We start from the raw sequence: 27,000 nt of genomic DNA, 5'->3' as shown, positions 1-27,000 counted from the left end.
ATGAATTTTCGCGACTATGTGATTCGTCGAGCCGCTCGCTTGCGTGCTTCCTTGTCGGCGAACTCCGCGGCAGCGTCTGAACAATCGTCCCATTCAGGACAACCCGCTGAAGTGACATCTCTGCGGCAACGTCAGCCCTTGAGGGTGATCGACCTCGAACCGAGGATCATGCTGAGCGCCACGTGGGTCGAGCCCGAAGAGCTTCAGCAAGCGACCAACGGAATGGAGGGTTTTTCAAACGACCAGTTGGCAGAGGATTTCCTCGCCTCCTCGACCCCTGCTGCCGACGGCGAATTTAACGATCTGTTTGCCTTATTCGACGAACTCGAAGCAGACTTGGACAGCATCGACGTAAACAGCGTTGATTCAATCGAGTTGACCATTGTCGACTCGCGAGTGGCCGAACTCGAGCAATTGCTGGACAGCTTGCAATCGGAGTATGTGGTCATCGTTGACAGCGATGAAGATGGAATCGCCGCGATCGATCGAGCCATAAAATCATTGGGCGATGTGCAGCTGGATGCAGTTCACATTTTCTCCCACGGGCAAAGTGGTGAGATTTTGCTTGGCGACGGCGTGATCGATCGCCAAACATTAACCACACAATCATTGCTAATTGGCAGTTGGGCCGATTCGCTGCAGTCGGACGCGGACTTTCTGATTTGGGGCTGCGATGTGGCTGCCGGTTGGGAGGGCGAGCAGTGGGTGGATACTTTGGCCGAGCTGACTGGGGCCGATGTGGCCGCCAGTACCGATTTGACGGGGCACGCAAGTCTTGGCGGTGATTGGGAGCTGGAATATGCCGTCGGCCTGATTGAGAATGATATGCCAATCGATGCGGCTTTGCGGTCAAGTTGGTTGAACGTGCTGGCCACGGGGGATGCCGATCAAAATGTGATCGAGGGAACCGGCGGGGATGACTCGCATGATGGGGCGTCTGCCGGCGACGTCGTCAGCGGGGCGGGCGATCTGCTCGGTGCGGCGGGGGATTTCAACTCGGTGACATCGACGACGCAATCTAGTTTTAGCGGCACTTCGGGTGCTTGGGCGGTAACGCAGAATAATGTCGACTTCCTTGAAAATGGCTACGTTGGATTGGTCGTTCCTGGCGGCGGCCGCGCAGTCGACTTGAATGGAAACGCTGGCTTCGGGGGCATCGAAACCAGCTTGACGACCGAAGTCGGCCGGCAGTATACCGTTACGTTTTTCATGGGGAGCAACGGTACGTCGGCTAACTCGCTAACCATCGCCGCTGACGGACAAAGTGCGAGCATCGTCAACGAGATTCCGTATGCCGCGACTTGGACGAATATGCCCTGGCAGGCTAAGTCATATACCTTTACGGCGACTGACGCTGCCACGACGCTTTCATTCACCAGCACCTCGGGAACGACAAACGGTGGGCCGTTGGTCTCTGCCGTCCGCGTGTATGAAACGGACGCGGCTGACGGTAATGATACGTTGGTCGGTGGCAGCGGTGCTGATGTGCTGGTTGGTGGGGGCGGCGATGATGCGTTGACAGGTGATGTGCAGTCGCCCAGCGAGACTAACCTGCTATTCAACGGTTCGTTCGAAGAATTGGACGCGTTGCCCACACCTGCGGCGGGAGGGTCTAGCGTCGCTGCGGCCGGCTCGGGCAATCTGACCGGCTGGAACGTTTCAGGTGGGGCGATCGATCTACATGAAGCCAACCACAACAACTTCTTGACCACCGACGGCGACTATAACATCGACTTGAATCAGTCGACGATCAGCCAAACCGTCGCCGGGCTGGCGACAGGCGAGCGGTTGACGTTCACCTTCGATGCGCGGATGGAGAACGCCGGTTCTGGTGAGACATTGGCGATCTACTGGGGCGGCGCGCTGGTCGATACGATCGATACTTCGCCCAACGCTTGGACGACGTACTCTTATAATTTAATCGCCGGCAGTGGCGATGGCAGCAACACGTTGACGCTGACCGATACCGAGGCGAATATCAGTACTCGTGGCACGCTGCTGGATAATCTGCGTCTGGAGCGGACTGCTGATGATTCGCTCATTGCTGGTGCTGGTCAGGACGTGATGACTGGCGGAGCGAGCAGCGATGCGACTCGCACTTTGGTGGCTTACGAAAACTTTGAGACTGGGGCCAGCGGTTGGTCGAACAATATCACTGATGATTGGGTCGTTGACGGCGGTGTCGCCGGGCAACCGACTGGTACGGCGCTCTCCTTGGGCAGTTTGAACAATGGTGCCGCGGCTGCCGACAACCAGACGGGTATTGGTTACTTGCTCTATTCCAGCGAGTCCCTCGCCACCCGCTTTGCCGCCAATCCCGTTCTCTCAGGGAACGCGAGCAATCTCGTTGCCGTCAAGTTCGACCCCAGCAGCGACACCTGGTATTACGATACGAATGTCGGGCCTAAGGGAGGTGAAGTCGCCGTGTCTATGGTTGCTTTCGATCCGCGAGATTCCGACATCCTGGTCGCTCAGCTCGATTACAGCAACGACACGGCGACCTCTTTGGAAGGAACCAACAGCCAGATCGAAGGCATTCAAAGCGGCTATGCCAGCGGAGATCTGGTGGTCACGCCGAACGTCTGGCAAGGCGCTTCGAATCCAGGAGAATTTGGTCTCACGGGAACCTCGATCACGCCTTGGGATAATTCCTTTGCCGGGACCTACGGTGAATTTTTGGGGCGATTTACCGGGACTGACGGGGTTGTGGAAAAAACTTTCACATTGTCCAGTGGCCAAGATGTTGCCGTGATCGAGTTCGATATGTTGCGACTCGACTCTTGGGATAACGAACGGTTTCAGGTATATATCGATGATGTGTTGCTTATTGATACGCGTTTTGTCTTCAATGACGGGGCGAGGGCAATCAGCGGTGAACTGGGAGGTGTCAAATGGACAATGGAACCGCTGGATAAAGGCTTAGTGAACCAGGGGTTCTCTGGTTTGAAGGATCAACAATTACGTTTCCAATTGGTAGTCGAAAACCCTAACCCTTCGCTCAAGCTGGGCTTCGCGACGACACTGAATCAAGCGGTAGGTGACGAAGCCTTGGGTATCGATAACCTGCGGATAGAAACGTTGCACGCCGATGGTATTGTCGGCGATAACATTGCCGGTGGCGATGGCAAAGATCTTGCAATCTATCAAGGCCGTTATGGCGAATATGCGTTGCTTGATAACAGCGACGGCACGCACACGCTGATGGATTCGATGCGGGGTCGTGATGGTGTTGATACGCTGTCGAGCGTTGAGGTGCTGCAATTTTCGGATGGCTATTACACGTTTGCGTCAGGCGAGTTCACGCAGTCGTCGCCGGTTTACTCGGTTGCTGAAAATGCGACGGGATCGGCGGGTGTCCCGCTAGCTTTGAATTTGGACGCGGACACGTATGATGCCAACGACGCGGGGACGTTGCACATCGAACTGGGCGGCCTGCGTGCGGGCACGATGCTCCGTGATGGTGTCAGCACGTTTGTGGCAGCAACCGATAATGCCACAGCCGATATCAGTGGTTGGGATCTGGGGAACCTGACGATTCAGACTTTGTCGGCGGGGACGGATAGTCTTACTTTAGCCGTCGCCCGGACCGATGCTCCTTTCGGCAATCCGCTCACTGATTCGGATGCCTTTACGGTGACGACCGCCCCGTCAATGCCGACAGATCTGCAAACCGTTGGCACGGCGGGCGGAGGATTGAGTATTAATGAAGACGGCGGGAACGATGTTTATCTGAGCGCCGATGACGGGCATGCAATCCTGGGGGGGCGAACGCAGTTCTCCTTTGAGACGCGGTTTAAGATCGACAGCGTGGTCGGCTCGGAAACGCTGCTTTCTTACCATGCGACCGGCGGCGAAACTCGCCTCGTTCTGAACAATGATGGCACGCTGGGTGCTCGGATCGCCAGTGGCTCGACGGTGGTGGCTGCCGGAATCGATTACACGGCGGCGCTCGCCGACGGCCAAGAACGCACGCTTTCGGTCACTTGGAGCAATTCGGGAGACCTGTCCATCTACATCGATGGTAAATTCGTCGAAACCGTCACGGGGGTCGGCACCTCCGGGGCGATTGCCGAGCATGGGGCCTTGGTATTCGGACAAGAGCAGGATGCGATCGAATCCAATTTCAGCGCGGCACAAACTTTCAGCGGAACGCTTTATGAAGTTCGGTTTTTTGCAGACATTCGCACTGCCGGTGAAATCGCGGCCAGCTATCGCAGCGACTTGCCGTACAACGAAGCGGGCATGATTGCCAATTGGCGATTCGATCAGTTGTCCAGTAGTGGTTTCGTGGTCGATACGGTCAGCGGTAACAATCTGACTGTCAAGCATGTTACGGAAGCCGGTTTTACGGCCAGCGAAGCTTCGCTGACGTTCGCCGCGAACGAAAACGCACTCAACAGTACCGTGATTGGGCAAGTTTCGGGAGTCGATGCGGAACGTAAAGCCAGGATCACTTCGCTGTTGGCGGCCGATTTGAGTTTAAGGTATAGCGCCGAGACGGGCAGCTTCTATCAACTCGTCAATTCCAGCGTCAACTGGAACACGGCGTTGTCGGCAGCTGTTGGCAACACGTTGGCCGGTGTTGCCGGTAACTTGGTGGTGATTGATTCAGCCACTGAGAACGAAATCATTCACTCGATGGCTGCAGCCCATGGCGGAGATGTTTGGATCGGTGCTGCGGATCAGATCGTCGAAGGCGAATGGCGTTGGTATGAGGGGGGAACCGCGGGCGATTTGTTTTGGAGCGGAGCCGACGCTGGTAATGTGGTCAATGGCGAGTACCAGAACTGGTTGGTTTCCGAGCCGAGCGCTGGTACGGCCGATGAGGACTTCGGGCGTTTGAGTCATACCGATGGGCTGTGGTTCGATACGATCTCCAGCAGCACGATAGGCTACGTCGTCGAGTGGAACGCCGACGATGTGCTCGACGCGACCGACGCTCTCACCTACAGCATCATCTCGCAAGACTTCGACGGTGCGTTCGCGATCGACGTCAGCACTGGCGAACTCACGGTCGCTGAGCGGATGCTGATCGATTTCGAAAACGCGCAGAGCCACGTGCTCACCATTCAGGTCGTCGATGGTACGGGAGCAGCATACTCGCAATCATTTACCATCCATGTGAACGATGTTGTCGAGAGCCGCGTCTTCGGGGAAACCGGAACCGCATCGCTGACTGACCAGTTCAGCACCATTAATCTGCAGCATGAATACAACAACGCGATCGTCATCTTGGGACCACCCAGCCACAACGAAGGCGACAACACGGTCACACAGGTTGGCACAATTTCGGGATCAAGTTTTCAAGCAAGACTGCGTGAATGGCAAGCCTTCGACGGGACCCATGTTGCCGAAGAAGTGGGTTACATGGTTGTGGAACAGGGGCTTAGCACGCTCGACGATGGAAGAGTGATTCAAGCGGGGGCGGTGGCGACCGATGGCACCGAACAGACTTGGATGAGGGTTACCTTCGACTCCGCTTTCAGTACCGCTCCCTTGATTTTTGCGACCGCTGGCTCGGCCAACGACGGACTCGTCTACGTTCAGCAAGTACGCAACATCACGACCACTGGTTTTGATATTCAAATCAAGTCGGACGAAGATGATGCATTCTTGATCACAGCTCCAGAATCGCTGTACTGGGTCGCTATGGAAGCTGGCAGTGGTACGTCTGGCGGACAACCTTACGAAAGCGGCGGCTTCCATACCCGCAAGAACACGGCGGCTGCCGAACCCTGGCAACCTGTCACGCTCTCCGGCAATTCCGATGTATCCCGCGTCCTGATCGCGGACTTACAGACAATGAACGGACGTGACGCGGCGGACGTACGGTACCAAAACCTGACGGCTGGCTCCGTCGAGATGACGTTGGAGGAAGCTGACGACGAAGGGCACAATGCACATGACTTCGGTTATGCGGTCTTCGAAGCGGGCGCGATTAATAATCGCGCCCCCGGTGATCTTGGACTTTCGTCGTCGAACGTTTTCGAGAATGCGTTCAACGGGACTTTGGTTGGCAGCGTTTTGGTGGATGACGAAGCGAACGACATCCACACGTTCACGCTGCTTGATGATGCAGGCGGGCGATTTGTGATCAATGCGAGCTCCGGTGAAATCACAGTCGCCAACGGTTCGCTGCTCGACTATGAAACGGCAACTTCCCACAGCGTTACGGTCCAAGTCACCGATGCGGCGGGCAACCTTTACAGCGAAACCGTAACGATCACGTTGGATGACGTGGGTGTCGAACCGACGCAAACCATGCCGCTATCGACGCAAGCGTTAAACGAGGATGGATCACTGTTGTTCAATGCTGCTAGCGACAACGCGATCACGATCAGCGACACGCTGGGCAGCAGCGACACACCGCTGCAAGTTTTCCTATCGGTCGATCACGGCACGCTGACGTTGTCACAAACGACCGGGCTAATTATCCCCAGCGGAGCCAATGGTAGCGGTTTCATGGTGCTGCAAGGAAATGAATCCGACATCAATGCAGCTTTGGAAGGGCTGATCTACACGCCGACCGCTGATTACAACGGCAGCGATTCGCTGACCGTGACAACGTCGCTGGGGGCCAGCCTCGAGGGTCATTACACCTTCGACGGTGGTAACGCGGTCGATCACTCGGCGGGCACGTCGAATGATGGCGCGTTGGAGAATGGTGCTTCAGTCGTTACCGACGCACATCGCGGGCAAGTGCTCGCTCTTGATGGAATCGACGATGGCGTGCGAATTTCGCCAACGATTAGTTTCACCGACCAGGTTACCATTGGGGCGTGGATTAATTTTTCCAATCCCATCCAAGCGGGTGAATTGCAAACCGTCGTATTGCTTGGTAACGATGTTGGGATATGGGTTGCTGCGGACGGAACCGTCTACGGCAATTATCGCAATGCCAGCGTTTCAAGTTGGAATAACACAAGCTCAGACGAAGTTGTCATTGGGACAGGATGGCGGCATGTTGCGTATTCCGTTAATGCCGCAGCACAAACGCAGAATCTGTATATCGATGGCCAACTTGTTGCATCGACGAACTTCACTGAGTCGATCCACCAATTGGGGAGCGATCATGTCATTGGTCGCAATGCAACACCTGGCCAAACCCATGCAAATGGCTTGATCGACGACGCCCGCATCTACTCGCGTGCTCTGTCGGCTGACGAGATCGCGGCGCTGGCGACCGATCAGTCATCGTCGACTGGCAGCGTGGCGATTCAAGTTGCTCCGGTCAACGACGCGCCGGTGTTGGACAATGCTGGGTTCCTATCGCTCGACACGATCACTGAGGACGACACAGCAAACTTGGGAAACACCGTTGCCGAAATTTTGGCCAGTGATAATGGTGTTCAGCGCATCACCGACGTGGACTCGGGAGCGCTCGCAGGCATCGCGGTGTTCGCGACCAGCAGCACCCATGGGAGTTGGCAATACGACATCGGCGCGGGCTGGACGGATGTCGGAACGGTGTCGGTGGGAAGCTCGCTGTTGCTGCGATCCACCGATAGCCTGCGTTTTGTGCCCGACGGGCAAAACGGCGAGACCGCATCGATCATTTTTGCCGCTTGGGATCAAACCAGCGGCAGCGTCGGCAGTAAAGTCGACACGTCCAGTTTTGGCGGCACAACAGCCTTCAGTGACGCGACCGATTCCGCAATCATCACCGTCACTGATGTCGACGACGCGCCGACGATCACTCCGATTGGCGCGACACCTCAATCGGCCACGATCACGATCACGGCGGATGACACGTACAGTTTGTATGTTAACGGCACGCTGGTCGGCAGCGATCTAAATTGGCCGAACATTGAAACGTACGCGACCACGTTGCAAGCGGGTGATGTGGTGGCCATCGAGGCGACCGACACGGGTGGATCGGCAGCCATGATCGCGGCGATCGATTTTGCCAATGGAGCGAGGGTCGTCACTGGTGCCGATTGGCGGATCTCGACAACGCTGGAAGCTGATTGGAACACGAGCGCTTTCAACGATGCACACTGGGATCATGCGACCACTTTCGGAATTCGCAGCAGTGGTCCTTGGGGAAGTATCTCATCCGATCCCGATTACGAAAACCTGGAGACTGCCAATTGGATTTGGAGCGCTGACAATTCAAACGACAATCAGGTCTACTTCCGCTACGTCGTTTCGGACTCGCCAGCAGTGCAAGAGAACGCCAGCAACGGCACCACCGTCGGGCGCGTCATCGGCGATGACGTCGACGCTGGCGATACGCTCACCTACAGCATTGTCTCGCAAGCCTTTGCCGGTGCGTTCGCGATCAACAGCACAACGGGGCAAGTGACGGTTGCAAACAGTGCGCTACTCGATTATGAAACCGCAACCTCGCATACTGTCACCATCCGAGCAACCGACATTGGCGGAGCGTTTGACGATCAAGTCATCACCATTAAACTGACCGACGTCAACGAAGCACCAGTTGCCTTCGCGGATTCCGCCATCGCCGTCGAAGCGGGGGGCGCAAACAACGCGACCGTGGGCACCAATCCGAACGGCAATGTGCTGAGCAATGATACTGACGTCGATGCGGGAGATGTCAAGACGGTGGTCGGCGTCAATGCTGGTGTCCAAGCTTCAGCCGCCGGGTCTGTATCTTCTTCGGTCACCGGATCCTACGGCAGCATCACCATCGCCGCTGACGGATCTTACACCTACAGTGTCGACAACAACAACGCGGATGTGCAATCACTGAGGACTGCTGCGGAAACACTTGATGATGTCTTCACCTACACGATTGAAGACAGCGGCGGACTGAGCAGTACGGCTCAGCTGACCGTCACGATCAATGGAGCCAATGACGATCCGACTGACATCAATATAATCTCCATCAATGCGATCCAAAACCTGTTGCAATTCAGAATGCAAGCGGACTATGGAGGTGAAGCCAACGCGCTGACGCCGCCTCGTTACCGAATCTATGTCGATGGTGTCGCGGTGGCTGAGGGCGTGGCCGATTGGGGCGACGGGAATTGGGAAACCGTCTCGCTGCGGCATGCTGGAGCAGTGCCGGGTTCGGTGTGGGTTGAGTATTTCAACGATGGCGGAGGAGGTGATGATCGCAACTTGCGAGTCGATTACATCGAAGTAAATGGTCAGCGATACGAAGCTGAATCGGATGACACGGTATACCGTCGGACCAACGGCACGACTCAGGCTGGGCAGGAGATCATGCCTTGGGATGGTAGACTTGAATTCAGTACTTCGGCCGCACCAACGGCTAGCTCGGTTTATCATGTGGCGCTACCCGAGAATGTGACTTGGGCTGCGGTCGCAACGCTCGACACTGTCGATCATGACGCGACCGATACTTTCACTTACACTATCTCGGATGCCCGCTTCGAGGTGGTGTCGGGGCAGTTGCGACTGAAGAACGGCCAGTCGCTGAACCACGAAGCCGAGCCGATGATTGAGCTGACGGTGACCAGCACGGATGCGGCTGGCGCACAGATCAGCGAGTTGTTCCGGCTGCAGGTGACTGACGCTGCGGAACATCCCAATGACCTTGCGATGTCCAATCTCGCGATCGCGGAGAATTCGGCAGCGGGAACGGCGGTGGGCGCCTTGTCAGTCAGCGATCCCGATCGCCTGGACCGCTTTACGTTTAATCTCAGCGACGATGCGGGCGGTTTATTCACGGTCGACGCGGACGGGGTGGTTCGCGTCGCCGCGGGGGCCGTCTTGGATCATGAGTCACAAGACCAATACAGCATCACGGCTGATGCCACAGACGCCAACGGCAATTCGGCCAGCCGCACGTTTCTGATCTCGGTCACCGATACCAACGAAGCACCGACGGTTGATGCGGGACTCGTCTCACAGGTGGTCAATGAAGATGCCACTTTCGAGTATGTTTTTTCCGCGAACGCGTTTGCGGATGAAGATATGATTAACGGAGATGAGTTGACGTTTGAAGCCACTCTTGCCGATGGGTCAGCGCTGCCCGATTGGCTGCTGTTTACAGCCGAAACTCGCAAGTTTTCAGGGATCCCCCGCAACGCTAATGTGGGTAAAGTCACTGTCAAAGTAACCGCTCGAGATAAAGCGGGTGAAGAGGTATCGGACACATTTGATGTCGATGTGCTGAATACAAACGACGACCCCTTCTTAAATCAATCGATTCCAGACCAAACGGTCAACGAAGACGAAACATTCTCGTTCACTTTCGATGGTGCCACGTTCGGAGATGACGATCTGATTCATGGTGACACGCTGGAGTATACGGCGTCGCTATCTGATGATTCGCCATTGCCAACTTGGTTAAGCTTCGACCAAGCAACCCGAACGTTCTCCGGCGCTCCAACCAATGCGGATGTCGGCACGCTGAATTTGAAAGTCACCGCTACGGACGTGCTTGGCAGTGCAACCCCGTCAACTTTTCAAATTACCATATCCAACACGAACGATGCCCCAGTTGCCGATAACGGAACGGGGGCAGCTGTGGAGGATGGTCTCGCAGTGGCGGGAACATTGAACGCCAGCGATGAAGATGTCGGCGACTCGTTAGGCTTCGCGTTGATCAGCGGACCGGCGGAAGGTTCAGTGGTGGTCGACTCGAATGGCGACTACACCTTCGATCCAGGAAGCGATTTTCAGAATTTGGCGGTGGGTGAAACTCGCGATGTGACGTTTGTTTACGAAGCAACCGATGCAGCGGGGGCCACTTCGCAAGCTACGGTCACGATCACGGTCTCGGGCGTTAACGATGGTCCGGTTGCTCAATCGGGAGTGAATACTGCAGTTGAAGATGGCTCGGTTGTGACTGGTCAACTGACCGAAACCGATGCCGATACGAGCGATACTCACACTTACGCGTTGATCTCCAATACTGCCGAAGGTTCGGCCACGGTCAATGCCGACGGTTCCTACTCGTTCAATCCAGGAACCGATTTCCAAGATTTGGCGTTTGGCGAAACACGGGATGTGACCTTCGTCTACGAAGTCACCGACAACAACAATGCAACTTCGCAAGCGACCGTGACGATCACGGTCTCTGGCACCAATGATGGTCCGGTAGCACAGTCTGGCGTCAACATCGCGGTCGAAGACGGTTCAGTAGTCACAGGTCAACTGGCCGAGACCGACGCTGATACGAGCGATACGCATTCTTACGCGCTAATCAGCAACACTAGCGAAGGATTTGCCGCAGTCAATTCCGATGGTAGTTACACGTTCGATCCAGGAACCGATTTCCAAGATTTGGCTGCTGGTGAAACTCGGGACGTGACGTTTGTTTACGAAGTGACCGATAACAACAACGCGACCTCACAAGCGACCGTCACGATTACGGTCTCGGGTACCAATGATGGTCCGGTAGCACAGTCGGGTGTCAACACCGCAGTTGAAGATGGCTCGGTTGTCACAGGTCAATTAACCGAGACCGATGCCGATACTAATGATACGCACACTTACGCATTGATCACGAACACGGCCGAAGGTACCGCCTCAGTCAACCCCGATGGTTCGTACTCGTTCGACCCAGGAGCTGGCTTCCAAGATTTGGCTGTCGGTGAAACTCGCGATGTAACCTTCGTTTACGAGGTAACTGACAACAACAACGCCACCTCGCAAGCTGCGGTCACGATCACGGTTTCGGGAACGAACGATGGACCCGTTGCTCAGTCGGGTGTGAACACCGCAGTTGAAGATGGTTCCGTTGTCACAGGTCAATTAACCGAGACCGATGCCGACACCAATGATACGCATACCTACGCATTGATCACGAACACGGCCGAAGGTTCTGCTACGGTCAACTCTGATGGTTCATATTCGTTCGATCCAGGCACCGACTTCCAAGACTTGGCAGTTGGCGAGACTCGTGATGTGACTTTCGTTTACGAAGTCACCGACAACAACAACGCCACTTCGCAAGCGACGGTCACCATCACCGTTTCTGGCACGAACGACGGTCCGGTTGCTCAGACAGGAGTGAACACTGCGGTCGAAGATGGCTCGGTTGTGACGGGGCAATTAACTGAGACTGACGCCGACACCAGCGACACACACACTTACGCGTTGATCTCCAACACTGCGGAAGGATCGGCGACGGTCAATACGGATGGTTCATATTCGTTCGATCCAGGCACCGACTTCCAAGACTTGGCAGTTGGCGAGACTCGCGATGTGACTTTCGTTTACGAGGTGACCGACAACAACAATGCCACCTCACAAGCAACCGTCACGATCACGGTTTCGGGAACTAACGATGGTCCGGTAGCACAGTCTGGCGTCAACGCGGCGATTGAAGATGGTTCGGTTGTGACTGGTCAACTGACCGAAACCGATGCCGATACGAGCGATACTCACACTTACGCGTTGATCTCCAATACTGCCGAAGGTTCGGCCACGGTCAATGCCGACGGTTCCTACTCGTTCAATCCCGGCACTGACTTCCAAGATTTGGCCGTCGGTGAGACCCGCGATGTGACCTTTGTTTACGAAGTCACCGACAGCAACAATGCGACGTCGCAGGCGACTGTAACGATCACAGTTTCCGGCACCAACGATGGCCCCGTGGCGCAGTCGGGAATCAAAACGGCAGTCGAAGATGGTTCGGTTGTGACTGGTCAACTGACCGAAACCGACGCGGACACGAACGATACGCATAGCTACGCGTTGATCTCCAACACGTCCGAAGGATCTGCTACGGTCAACGCTGATGGAAGCTATTCATTCAATCCCGGCACTGACTTCCAAGATTTGGCCGTTGGCGAGACCCGGGATGTAACTTTCGTTTACGAAGTCACCGATAACAACAACGCCACTTCGCAAGCAACGGTCACCATCACCGTTTCTGGCACGAACGACGGTCCGGTAGCACAGTCTGGCGTCAACACGGCGATTGAAGATGGCTCGGTTGTGACTGGTCAACTGACCGAAACCGATGCCGATACGAGCGATACTCACACTTACGCGTTGATCTCCAATACTGCCGAAGGTTCGGCCACGGTCAATGCCGACGGTTCCTACTCGTTCAATCCAGGAACCGATTTCCAAGATTTGGCGTTTGGCGAAACACGGGATGTGACCTTCGTCTACGAAGTCACCGACAACAACAATGCAACTTCGCAAGCGACCGTGACGATCACGGTCTCTGGCACCAATGATGGTCCGGTAGCACAGTCTGGCGTCAACATCGCGGTCGAAGACGGTTCAGTAGTCACAGGTCAACTGGCCGAGACCGACGCTGATACGAGCGATACGCATTCTTACGCGCTAATCAGCAACACTAGCGAAGGATTCGCCGCAGTCAATTCCGATGGTAGTTACACGTTCGATCCAGGAACCGATTTCCAAGATTTGGCTGCTGGTGAAACTCGGGACGTGACGTTTGTTTACGAAGTGACCGATAACAACAACGCGATCTCACAAGCGACCGTGACGATTACGGTCTCGGGTACCAATGATGGTCCGGTAGCACAGTCGGGTGTCAACACCGCAGTTGAAGATGGCTCGGTTGTCACAGGTCAATTAACCGAGACCGATGCCGACACTAATGATACGCATACCTACGCGTTGATCTCCAACACGTTCGAGGGTTCGGCGACGGTCAATGCTGATGGTAGCTACTCATTCAATCCAGGCACCGACTTCCAAGATTTGGCTGTCGGTGAAACTCGCGATGTAACATTCGTTTACGAAGTCACCGATAACAACAACGCCACTTCGCAAGCAACGGTCACAATCACCGTTTCTGGCACGAACGATGGTCCGGTAGCACAGTCTGGCGTCAACGCGGCGATTGAAGATGGCTCGGTTGTGACTGGTCAACTGACCGAAACCGATGCCGATACGAGCGATACTCACACTTACGCGTTGATCTCCAATACTGCCGAAGGTTCGGCCACGGTCAATGCCGACGGTTTCTACTCGTTCAATCCAGGAACCGATTTCCAAGATCTGGCTGTTGGCGAGACTCGTGATGTGACATTCGTCTACGAAGTGACCGACAACAATAACGCAACTTCGCAAGCAACGGTCACGATCACGGTTTCGGGAACGAACGATGGACCCGTTGCTCAGTCGGGTGTGAATACAGCGGTCGAGGATGGTTCCGTTGTCACGGGTCAGTTGACTGAAATCGATGCGGATACGAGTGACACCCACACTTACGCGTTGATCTCCAACACTGCGGAAGGATCGGCAACGGTCAACGCTGATGGAAGCTATTCATTCGATCCCGGCAGTGACTTCCAAGATTTGGCTGTCGGTGAAACTCGCGATGTAACCTTCGTTTACGAGGTGACCGACAACAACTATGCCACCTCACAAGCAACGGTAACCATTACTGTCTCGGGAACGAACGATGGACCAGTAGCTCAGTCGGGAGTGAACACAGCAGTTGAAGATAGTTCCGTTGTCACAGGTCAATTAACCGAGACCGATGCCGACACCAATGATACGCATACCTACGCATTGATCACGAACACGGCCGAAGGTTCAGCTACGGTCAACTCTGATGGTTCATATTCGTTCGATCCAGGAACCGACTTCCAAGACTTGGCTGTCGGCGAAACTCGCGATGTGACTTTCGTTTACGAGGTAACTGACAATAACAACGCCAGCTCGCAGGCGACGGTCACGATCACGGTTTCAGGCACGAACGACGGGCCGGTGGCTCAGTCCGGCGTCAACACTTCGGTCGAAGATGGTTCGGTTGTCACCGGCCAGCTGACCGAATCCGACGCGGACACCAGTGACACGCATACTTATGCGTTGGTTTCCAATACATCTGAGGGATCAGCGACGGTCAACCCGGATGGTAGCTATTCATTTGATCCAGGAGCTGACTTCCAGGATTTGGCTGTCGGCGAAATCCGTGATGTGACCTTCGTTTACGAAGTTACCGATAACAACAACGCGACTTCGCAGGCGACCGTAACAATCACCGTTTCGGGAACGAATGACGGCCCGGCTGCCCAGTCGGGTGTGAACACTGCGGTCGAAGATGGGTCCGTTGTCACTGGACAGTTGACGAAGACGGATGCGGACACCAGTGACACGCATACCTACGCGTTGATCTCCAACACTGCGGAAGGATCGGCGACGGTCAATACGGATGGTTCATATTCGTTCGATCCAGGCACCGACTTCCAAGACTTGGCAGTTGGCGAGACTCGCGATGTGACATTCGTTTACGAGGTAACTGACAACAATAACGCCACTTCGCAAGCAACGGTCACAATCGCCGTTTCTGGCACCAACGACGGTCCGGTTGCTCAGGCAGGAGTGAACACTGCGGTCGAAGATGGGTCCATTGTCACTGGTCAATTGACCGAGACCGACGCTGATACCAGTGACATCCACACCTACGCATTGATCACCAACACGACCGAAGGCTCCGCTACGGTCAATTCCGATGGCTCATACTCGTTCGATCCCGGCAGTGACTTTCAAGACCTAGCAGTTGGCGAGACTCGCGACGTAACCTTCGTCTACGAAGTGACCGACAACAACAACGCCACCTCGCAAGCAACCGTGACAATTACGGTCTCAGGAACGAACGATGGACCAGTAGCTCAGTCGGGAGTCAATACAGCGGTTGAAGACGGATCGGCAGTCACCGGACAGTTAACGGAAACCGATGCCGATACGAGCGATACTCACACTTACGCGTTGATCTCCAATACTGCCGAAGGTTCGGCCACGGTCAATGCCGACGGTTCCTACTCGTTCAATCCAGGAACCGATTTCCAAGATTTGGCGTTTGGCGAAACACGGGATGTAACCTTCGTCTACGAAGTCACCGACAACAACAACGCCACCTCGCAAGCAACCGTGACAATCACGGTCTCAGGAACCAACGACGGCCCGGTTGCACAGTCGGGCGTCAACACGGCGGTCGAAGATGGTTCGGTAGTTACAGGTCAACTAATCGAGACCGATGCCGATACGAGTGACACGCACACCTACGCATTGATTGCCAACACGGCTGAGGGCTCCGCTACGGTGAACCCTGACGGTTCCTACACGTTTGACCCTGGAACCGATTTCCAAGATCTGGCAGTTGGCGAAACTCGTGACGTGACTTTCGTTTACGAGGTTACCGACAACAACAACGCGACCTCGCAGGCGACGGTCACAATCACGATTTCCGGCACGAACGACGGCCCGGTGGCGCAGTCGGGAGTCAGCACGGCAGTCGAAGATGGAACGGTTGTGACTGGGCAGTTGACGGAAACGGATGCTGACACGAGTGACACGCATGCCTACGCGTTGATCTCCAACACGTCCGAAGGTTCGGCCACCGTCAACGCCGACGGTTCCTACACGTTCGATCCGGGAGCTGACTTCCAGGATCTGGCTGTCGGTGAAACTCGCGATGTGACGTTTGTTTATGAAGTGACCGATAACAATAACGCCACCTCGCAGGCGACCGTAACCATCACGGTTTCAGGCACCAATGATGGACCGGTAGCACAGTCGGGCGTGAATACTGCGATTGAAGATGGTTCAGTAGTCACAGGTCAACTAGCCGAGACCGACGCTGACACCAGTGATACGCACACCTACGCGCTCGTCAGTAACACGAGCGAAGGAATCGCCGCGGTCAATCTTGATGGTTCATACACGTTCGATCCGGGAACTGACTTCCAAGATCTGGCAGTGGGTGAAACACGCGATGTTACATTCGTCTACGAAGTAACCGACAACAACAATGCAACTTCTCAGGCGACCGTCACGATTACGGTTTCGGGGACCAACGATGGTCCGGTGGCACAGTCTGGCGTGAATATAGCAGTGGAAGACGGTGCGGTTGTTAGCGGTCAACTAACCGAAACCGACGCTGACACCAGTGATACGCACACTTACGCGTTGATATCCAACACTTCCGAGGGTTCGGTGACGGTCAATACGGATGGTTCCTACTCGTTTGATCCGGGGACCGATTTTCAAGATCTGGCTGTTGGTGAAACGCGCGATGTAACTTTCGTTTACGAAGTCACTGACAATTACAACGCCACATCACAAGCGACAGTCACGATCACCGTTTCAGGTACCAACGACGGCCCGGTGGCTCAGGCGGGAGTGAACTCGGCGGTTGAAGATGGCTCGGTTGTGACAGGCCAGCTGACTGAAGCGGATGCTGACACAAGTGACACGCATACTTACGCGTTGATATCCAACACTTCCGAGGGTTCGGTGACGGTCAATACGGATGGTTCCTACTCGTTTGATCCGGGGACCGATTTTCAAGATCTGGCTGTTGGTGAAACGCGCGATGTAACTTTCGTTTACGAAGTCACTGACAATTACAATGCGACTTCACAAGCAACCGTAACGATCACGGTCTCCGGCACCAATGACGGTCCATTTGCACAGTCAGAAGTCAACATGGCGATTGAAGATGGCTCGGTTGTAACCGGCCAACTGACCGGAACCGATGCCGATACGAGCGATACGCATAGCTACGCTTTGATATCCAATACGGAAGAAGGATCGGCGACAGTCAATGCTGATGGTTCGTATTCATTCGATCCAGGAGCCGACTTCCAAGATCTGGCTGTTGGTGAAACTCGGGACGTGACGTTTGTCTACGAAGTGACCGACAACAACAACGCCAGCTCGCAAGCGACCGTGACGATTACGGTTTCGGGCACCAATGACGGTCCGGTGGCACAGTCCGGCGTCAACGCGGCGATTGAAGAGGGCTCGGTTGTGACTGGTCAACTGACCGAAACCGATGCCGATACTAGCGATACTCACACTTACGCCTTGATCTCCAATACTGCCGAAGGTTCTGCCGCAGTCAATTCCGATGGTAGTTACACGTTCGATCCGGGAACTGACTTCCAAGATTTGGCCATTGGTGAAACTCGTGATGTGACGTTTGTTTACGAAGTCACCGACAACAACAATGCGACTTCACAAGCAACCGTAACAATTACGGTCTCCGGCACCAATGACGGTCCAGTTGCCCAGTCAGGAGTCAACGCGGCGATTGAAGATGGCTCGGTTGTGACTGGTCAACTGACCGAAACCGACGCAGACACCAGTGATACGCACACGTACGCATTGATCACGAACACGGCCGAAGGTACCGCCTCAGTCAATTTCGATGGTTCGTATTCATTCGATCCAGGAGCCGACTTCCAAGAGCTGGCCGTTGGTGAAACTCGTGACGTGACCTTCGTTTACGAAGTCACTGACAATAACAATGCGACTTCACAAGCAACCGTAACGATCACGGTCTCCGGCACCAATGACGGTCCAGTTGCCCAGTCAGGAGTCAACATGGCGATTGAAGATGGTTCAGCTCTGACCGGACAATTATCCGAAACCGATGCGGATACGAGTAACACCCACACCTACGCGTTGATTACCAACACTGCGGAAGGCGCTGCCACTGTCAATGCCGATGGGTCTTATTCATTCGATCCGGGTGCCGATTTCCAAGATCTGGCTGTTGGCGAAACCCGGGACGTGACCTTCGTCTACGAGGTGACCGATAACAACAATGCCACCTCGCAAGCGACGGTCACAATCACGGTCTCTGGCTCTAACGACGGCCCAGTGGCTCAGTCCGGAGTCAACACGGCGGTCGAAGATGGTTCGGTTGTCTCTGGACAGCTAACTGAAACGGACGCTGATACCAGCGATACGCACACTTACGCCTTGATCACGAACACGGCTGAAGGTTCTGCCACGGTCAGCCCCGACGGGTCATACTCATTCGATCCGGGTGCTGACTTCCAAGATCTTGCCGTTGGTGAAACTCGGGACGTGACCTTCGTCTACGAAGTAACCGACAACAACAACGCGACCTCACAGGCGACGGTCACGATCACCGTCTCCGGCACTAACGACGGGCCGGTGGCTCAATCGGGTGTGAATACGGCGGTTGAAGATGGTTCGGTGGTTACCGGACAGTTGACCGAGACCGATGCAGATACGAGTAACACCCACACCTACGCGTTGATTACCAACACTGCGGAAGGCGCTGCCACTGTCAATGCCGATGGGTCTTATTCATTCGATCCGGGTGCCGATTTCCAAGATCTGGCTGTTGGCGAAACCCGGGACGTGACCTTCGTCTACGAGGTGACCGATAACAACAATGCCACCTCGCAAGCGACGGTCACAATCACGGTCTCTGGCTCTAACGACGGCCCAGTGGCTCAGTCCGGAGTCAACACGGCGGTCGAAGATGGTTCGGTTGTCTCTGGACAGCTAACTGAAACGGACGCTGATACCAGCGATACGCACACTTACGCCTTGATCACGAACACGGCTGAAGGTTCTGCCACGGTCAGCCCCGACGGGTCATACTCATTCGATCCGGGTGCTGACTTCCAAGATCTTGCCGTTGGTGAAACTCGGGACGTGACCTTCGTTTACGAAGTGACCGACAACAACAACGCGACCTCACAGGCGACGGTCACGATCACCGTCTCCGGCACTAACGACGGGCCGGTGGCTCAATCGGGTGTGAATACGGCGGTTGAAGATGGTTCGGTGGTTACCGGACAGTTGACCGAGACCGATGCGGATACGAGTAACACCCACACCTACGCTTTGATTACCAACACTGCGGAAGGCGCTGCCACTGTCAATGCCGATGGGTCTTATTCATTCGATCCGGGTGCCGATTTCCAAGATCTGGCTGTTGGCGAAACCCGGGACGTGACCTTCGTCTACGAGGTGACCGATAACAACAATGCCACCTCGCAAGCGACGGTCACAATCACGGTCTCTGGCTCTAACGACGGCCCAGTGGCTCAGTCCGGAGTCAACACGGCGGTCGAAGATGGTTCGGTTGTCTCTGGACAGCTAACTGAAACGGACGCTGATACCAGCGATACGCACACTTACGCCTTGATCACGAACACGGCTGAAGGTTCTGCCACGGTCAGCCCCGACGGGTCATACTCATTCGATCCGGGTGCTGACTTCCAAGATCTTGCCGTTGGTGAAACTCGGGACGTGACCTTCGTCTACGAAGTAACCGACAACAACAATGCCACATCGCAAGCTACCGTAACGATCACGGTTTCGGGCACCAACGATGGGCCAGTGGCTCAGTCCGGCGTCAACACGGCGGTCGAAGATGGCTCTGTTGTCACGGGCCAGCTGACTGAGACCGATGCGGACACCAGCGATACGCACACCTACGCTTTGATTGCCAACACTGCGGAAGGCACTGCCACTGTCAATGCCGATGGTTCTTATTCATTCGATCCGGGTGCTGACTTCCAAGATCTTGCCGTTGGTGAAACTCGCGATGTATCTTTCGTTTACGAAGTGACCGACAACAACAACGCGACCTCACAGGCGACGGTCACAATCACGGTCTCTGGCTCTAACGACGGGCCGGTGGCTCAATCGGGTGTGAATACGGGGGTTGAAGATGGTTCGGTGGTTACCGGACAGCTGACTGAGACCGATGCGGACACCAGCGACACGCACACCTACGCTTTGATTGCCAACACTGCGGAAGGCACTGCCACGGTCAACGCCGACGGTTCATATTCGTTTGATCCGGGAAATGACTTCCAAGATCTGGCTGTTGGCGAGACTCGGGACGTGACCTTCGTCTACGAGGTGACCGATAACAACAATGCCACCTCGCAAGCGACGGTCACAATCACGGTCTCTGGCTCTAACGACGGCCCCGTTGCTCAGTCCGGAGTGAACACGGCGGTCGAAGATGGTTCGGTAGTGACTGGTCAACTGACTGAGACCGATGCGGACACCAGCGATACGCACACCTACGCTTTGATTGCCAACACTGCGGAAGGCACTGCCACTGTCAATGCCGATGGTTCTTATTCATTCGATCCGGGTGCTGACTTCCAAGATCTTGCTGTTGGCGAAACCCGCGATGTATCTTTCGTTTACGAAGTGACCGACAACAACAACGCGACCTCGCAGGCGACGGTCACGATCACGGTTTCGGGAACGAACGATGGACCGGTGGCTCAGTCGGGCGTCAACACGGCGGTCGAAGATGGTTCGGTTGTCACGGGCCAACTGACTGAAACAGACGTCGATACCAGTGACACGCATACCTACGCTTTGATTACCAACACTGCGGAAGGCACTGCCACGGTCAACGCCGACGGTTCATATTCGTTTGATCCGGGAAATGACTTCCAAGATCTGGCTGTTGGCGAAACTCGGGACGTGACCTTCGTCTATGAAGTAACCGACAATAACAACGCCACATCGCAAGCGACAGTCACGATCACCGTTTCGGGCACCAACGATGGTCCAGTGGCTCAAACCAGAGTGAATACAGCGGTTGAAGATGGTTCGGTAGTTACGGGTCAACTGACTGAGACCGATGCGGACATCAGCGATACGCACACTTATGCCTTGATCACGAACACGGCTGAGGGCTCGGCCACGGTCAATTCGGCTGGGTCCTATTTGTTCAATCCCGGAAGCGACTTCCAAGATCTTGCTGTTGGCGAAACCCGCGATGTATCTTTCGTTTACGAAGTGACCGACAACAACAACGCCACCTCGCAAGCGACCGTCACAATCACGGTCTCTGGCTCTAACGACGGCCCCGTTGCTCAGTCCGGAGTGAACACTGCGGTCGAAGATGGTTCGGTTGTTACGGGCCAGTTGACTGAAACAGACGCCGATACCGGCGACACGCATACTTATGCGCTGATATCCAACACGGTTGAAGGTTTGGCCATTGTCAATACTAATGGCTCATACTCTTTCAATCCCGGAAGCGACTTCCAGGATTTGGCTGTTGGCGAAACCCGTGATGTAACCTTCGTCTACGAAGTAACCGACAACAACAACGCGACCTCACAGGCGACGGTCACAATCACGGTCTTTGGCACTAACGATGGGCCAGTGGCTCAGTCCGGCGTCAACACGGCGGTCGAAGATGGCTCTGTTGTCACGGGCCAGCTGACTGAGACCGATGCGGACACCAGCGATACGCACACCTACGCTTTGATTGCCAACACTGCGGAAGGCACTGCCACTGTCAATGCCGATGGTTCTTATTCATTCGATCCGGGTGCTGACTTCCAAGATCTTGCCGTTGGTGAAACTCGCGATGTATCTTTCGTTTACGAAGTGACCGACAACAACAACGCGACCTCACAGGCGACGGTCACAATCACGGTCTCTGGCTCTAACGACGGGCCGGTGGCTCAATCGGGTGTGAATACGGGGGTTGAAGATGGTTCGGTGGTTACCGGACAGCTGACTGAGACCGATGCGGACACCAGCGACACGCACACCTACGCTTTGATTGCCAACACTGCGGAAGGCACTGCCACGGTCAACGCCGACGGTTCATATTCGTTTGATCCGGGAAATGACTTCCAAGATCTGGCTGTTGGCGAGACTCGGGACGTGACCTTCGTCTACGAGGTGACCGATAACAACACTGCCACCTCGCAAGCGACGGTCACAATCACGGTCTCTGGCTCTAACGACGGCCCCGTTGCTCAGTCCGGAGTGAACACTGCGGTCGAAGATGGTTCGGTTGTCACGGGCCAGCTGACTGAAACGGACGTCGATACCAGTGACACGCATACCTATGCGTTGATTACCAACACTGCGGAAGGATTGGCAACGGTCAACGCTGATGGAAGCTATTCATTCAATCCGGGGTCTGACTTCCAAGATCTGGCTGTCGGTGAAACCCGCGACGTGACGTTTGTGTACGAAGTCACGGATAACAACAGCGCCACTTCGCAGGCGACGGTCACGATCACCGTCTCCGGCACTAACGACGGGCCGGTGGCTCAGTCGGGTGTGCATACGGCGGTCGAAGATGGTTCGGTGGTTACCGGACAGCTGACTGAGACGGATGCTGACACCAGTGACACGCACACCTACGCGTTGATCACCAATACATCGGAAGGTTTGGCAACGGTCAATGCCGATGGTTCGTATTCGTTTGATCCGGGAAATGACTTCCAAGACTTGGCTGTTGGCGAAACCCGCGACGTGACCTTCGTCTACGAAGTAACCGACAATAACAACGCGACCTCACAGGCGACGGTCACAATCACGGTCTCTGGCTCTAACGACGGGCCGGTGGCTCAATCGGGTGCGAATACGGGGGTTGAAGATGGTTCGGTGGTTACCGGACAGCTGACTGAGACCGATGCGGACACCAGCGACACGCATACTTATGCATTGATCACCAACACGTCCGAAGGTTCCGCCACTGTCAATTCGGATGGCTCTTACTCGTTTAGTCCGGGGTCTGACTTCCAAGATCTGGCTGTCGGTGAAACCCGCGACGTGACCTTCGTCTACGAAGTGGCTGACAATAACATTGCCACTTCGCAGGCGACTGTGACGATTACTGTCTCCGGTACCAACGACGGGCCAGTGGCTCAGTCCGGAGTGAACACGGCGATTGAAGATGGTTCAGTTGTCACCGGTCAGCTGACTGAAACCGATGCGGATACGAGCGACACGCATACTTACGCGTTGATCACCAATACGTCGGAAGGTTCGGCAACGGTCAATGCCGATGGTTCGTATTCGTTTGATCCAGGCAGTGACTTCCAAGATATGGCCGTTGGTGAAACTCGGGACGTGACCTTCGTCTACGAAGTAACCGACAATAACAACGCGACCTCACAGGCGACGGTCACAATCACGGTCTCTGGCTCTAACGACGGCCCCGTTGCTCAGTCCGGAGTGAACACGGCGGTCGAAGATGGTTCGGTAGTGACTGGTCAACTGACTGAGACCGATGCGGACACCAGCGATACGCACACCTACGCTTTGATTGCCAACACTGCGGAAGGCACTGCCACTGTCAATGCCGATGGTTCTTATTCATTCGATCCGGGTGCTGACTTCCAAGATCTTGCTGTTGGCGAAACCCGCGATGTATCTTTCGTTTACGAAGTGACCGACAACAACAACGCGACCTCGCAGGCGACGGTCACGATCACGGTTTCGGGAACGAACGATGGACCGGTGGCTCAGTCGGGCGTCAACACGGCGGTCGAAGATGGTTCGGTTGTCACGGGCCAACTGACTGAAACAGACGTCGATACCAGTGACACGCATACCTACGCTTTGATTACCAACACTGCGGAAGGCACTGCCACGGTCAACGCCGACGGTTCATATTCGTTTGATCCGGGAAATGACTTCCAAGATCTGGCTGTTGGCGAAACTCGGGACGTGACCTTCGTCTATGAAGTAACCGACAATAACAACGCCACATCGCAAGCGACAGTCACGATCACCGTTTCGGGCACCAACGATGGTCCAGTGGCTCAAACCAGAGTGAATACAGCGGTTGAAGATGGTTCGGTAGTTACGGGTCAACTGACTGAGACCGATGCGGACATCAGCGATACGCACACTTATGCCTTGATCACGAACACGGCTGAGGGCTCGGCCACGGTCAATTCGGATGGGTCCTATTTGTTCAATCCCGGAAGCGACTTCCAAGATCTTGCTGTTGGTGAAACTCGGGACGTGACGTTTGTCTACGAAGTGACCGACAACAACAACGCCAGCTCGCAAGCGACCGTGACGATTACGGTTTCGGGCACCAATGACGGTCCGGTGGCACAGTCCGGCGTCAACGCGGCGATTGAAGAGGGCTCGGTTGTGACTGGTCAACTGACCGAAACCGATGCCGATACTAGCGATACTCACACTTACGCCTTGATCTCCAATACTGCCGAAGGTTCTGCCGCAGTCAATTCCGATGGTAGTTACACGTTCGATCCGGGAACTGACTTCCAAGATTTGGCCATTGGTGAAACTCGTGATGTGACGTTTGTTTACGAAGTCACCGACAACAACAATGCGACTTCACAAGCAACCGTAACAATTACGGTCTCCGGCACCAATGACGGTCCAGTTGCCCAGTCAGGAGTCAACGCGGCGATTGAAGATGGCTCGGTTGTGACTGGTCAACTGACCGAAACCGACGCAGACACCAGTGATACGCACACGTACGCATTGATCACGAACACGGCCGAAGGTACCGCCTCAGTCAATTTCGATGGTTCGTATTCATTCGATCCAGGAGCCGACTTCCAAGAGCTGGCCGTTGGTGAAACTCGTGACGTGACCTTCGTTTACGAAGTCACTGACAATAACAATGCGACTTCACAAGCAACCGTAACGATCACGGTCTCCGGCACCAATGACGGTCCAGTTGCCCAGTCAGGAGTCAACATGGCGATTGAAGATGGTTCAGCTCTGACCGGACAATTATCCGAAACCGATGCCGACATGAGCGACACGCATGCCTACGCGTTGGTTTCCAATACGTCCGAAGGTTCGGCTACCGTCAACGCCGACGGTTCTTACTCGTTTGATCCGGGAGCGGACTTCCAAGATTTGGCTGCCGGTGAAACTCGCGATGTAACCTTTGTTTACGAAGTGACCGACAACAACAATGCCACCTCGCAAGCTACCGTTACGATCACCGTTTCGGGCACTAACGATGGCCCGGTGGCTGTGCAAGATTATGGCAATTTGACAGAAGATGAAATTCGCAGCTTTGAAGTGCTCGCAAACGACGTTGATGCTGATGCAACCGACACCTTGATCGTTGCCTCTGCGGAGGTAGCAGCTGGTTCAGGCGATGTGCGTATCGTTAACAACCGCATTGAGTACCGCCCTGGTCAGCATTATCAAGGACTTGCCCTTGGAGAAACGGCTCTGGTTCATATTCAGTACACCGTTGTTGATTCGGATGGGGCGAGCAACCGCGGGGAGTTGCAGCTCACAATCCACGGTCAGCGAGATGCAATGGTCCTCAGAGTCCCTGAAGTTCATGGGATTGAGGATTCGCCACAAGCTTGGCCGATCACCATTGATCCCGTGGATGTTCGAGGAGAGACTGTTGTTGAGCTGCGAGTCAGTGGACTGCCGGTCGGCACGATCCTTTCGGATTCGTCGCATCATCACGCATTGATTACCGATCCATCCGCCATTATTGATGTTCAGCAGTGGAACTTGGCGGGCTTGGTGATCTCGCCTCCCGAGCATTTTTCCGGCGTTGTCGATGCGAAAATTGAGCTAGTGACAAGCCTCTCTGATTCGGTGGACCAGACTGTCGATGTACAGGTACATTTTACCGCGGCAACCGACGCTGCTCAAATTCTTGTAGCTGACGCTTTCGGCACGCAGGATACCTTGATCAAACTGTCTGTCATGGCGGAACTAGTTGATACCGACGGCTCAGAAAATTTGGCTTTGCACATTAGCCAAATTCCCGTCGGTGCAACACTGACTGATGGCGTCAATCGGTTTGTTAGTAGAGCGGGAACGACATCCGTTGATATCACAGATTGGTCTTGGCAACAGTTGGGCATCATTCCACCAGCGGGATCCAACGGGAATTTTTCCTTGCAAATCAGTGCGACGACAACTGAGTTGGAGACTCAAGAACAGGTTACGGTGGCAAGTGAGCTAAGTGTTACCATCACCGAACTGCTTGTTGAGTTGCCTGAAACCTCTGACACTGGTGATAAATCGTCGGCTGATTCGCAGTCGACCGCCACGGAAGACGTTGGTCAAGAATCAAACCGTGAGGCAGTTGCGGAACCAATGGATGCGAGTTATTCGTTAGTTGGTGCGGTTGGCGTGAACACTGAGGATGCTGGAAACGAATCATCTCCCGAAGTAGGTGCTGATAGACCAAGAGATTGGCGCGAACTCGATGACCAGTCCATCGCCGCTTTGGACTTTCAGATAGACGCCGAATTGTTATCCTTGACACGTGAACAATCTGGCCAATGGAGAGAGTTGAACGCATTTGATATTGAGCAGATCAGCTGGGAAGAAGATCTGCTCAAAGTTCGAGCCAACGGATCGGCGAATGAGTCGCAAGTTGGAGCAAACCAGCATCTAGCCGCTTTTAATGATTACCAGCGAAGCGAAGAGTCAAGCCAAGCGAGGCCGAAGGGCAGCTTTGGAGTGCTTTGGGCACTGATGAGGTCTTGGAGCGGTATCGCTGATTTGGCGGGACCTCGATTGCCGGAAACGGTTCGCCGCGGACGTGAGCAAGAGAAATAG

Annotated in this window: 1 protein-coding gene; it reads left to right on the top strand. The window is 54.9% G+C overall.

The annotated features are described in order from the left end of the window. The gene (locus tag SH139x_RS22500) at positions 1–27,000 is read left to right on the top strand and encodes a cadherin-like domain-containing protein (RefSeq protein WP_488352013.1); all 27,000 of its coding nucleotides are present in this window, start codon (positions 1–3) and stop codon (positions 26,998–27,000) included.

Source organism: Kothea flammea (assembly GCF_052161645.1).
Lineage (GTDB): Bacteria > Planctomycetota > Planctomycetia > Pirellulales > Pirellulaceae > Laterigemmans.
Note: the sequence above shows the minus strand (reverse complement) of the source record. Positions and strands in the feature narration are given on the sequence as shown.

What these genes read in the sequence shown, in the direction of transcription:
- SH139x_RS22500 (WP_488352013.1), top strand. Translation starts at nt 1, where the DNA reads ATGAATTTTCGCGACTATGTGATTCGTCGAGCCGCTCGCTTGCGTGCT.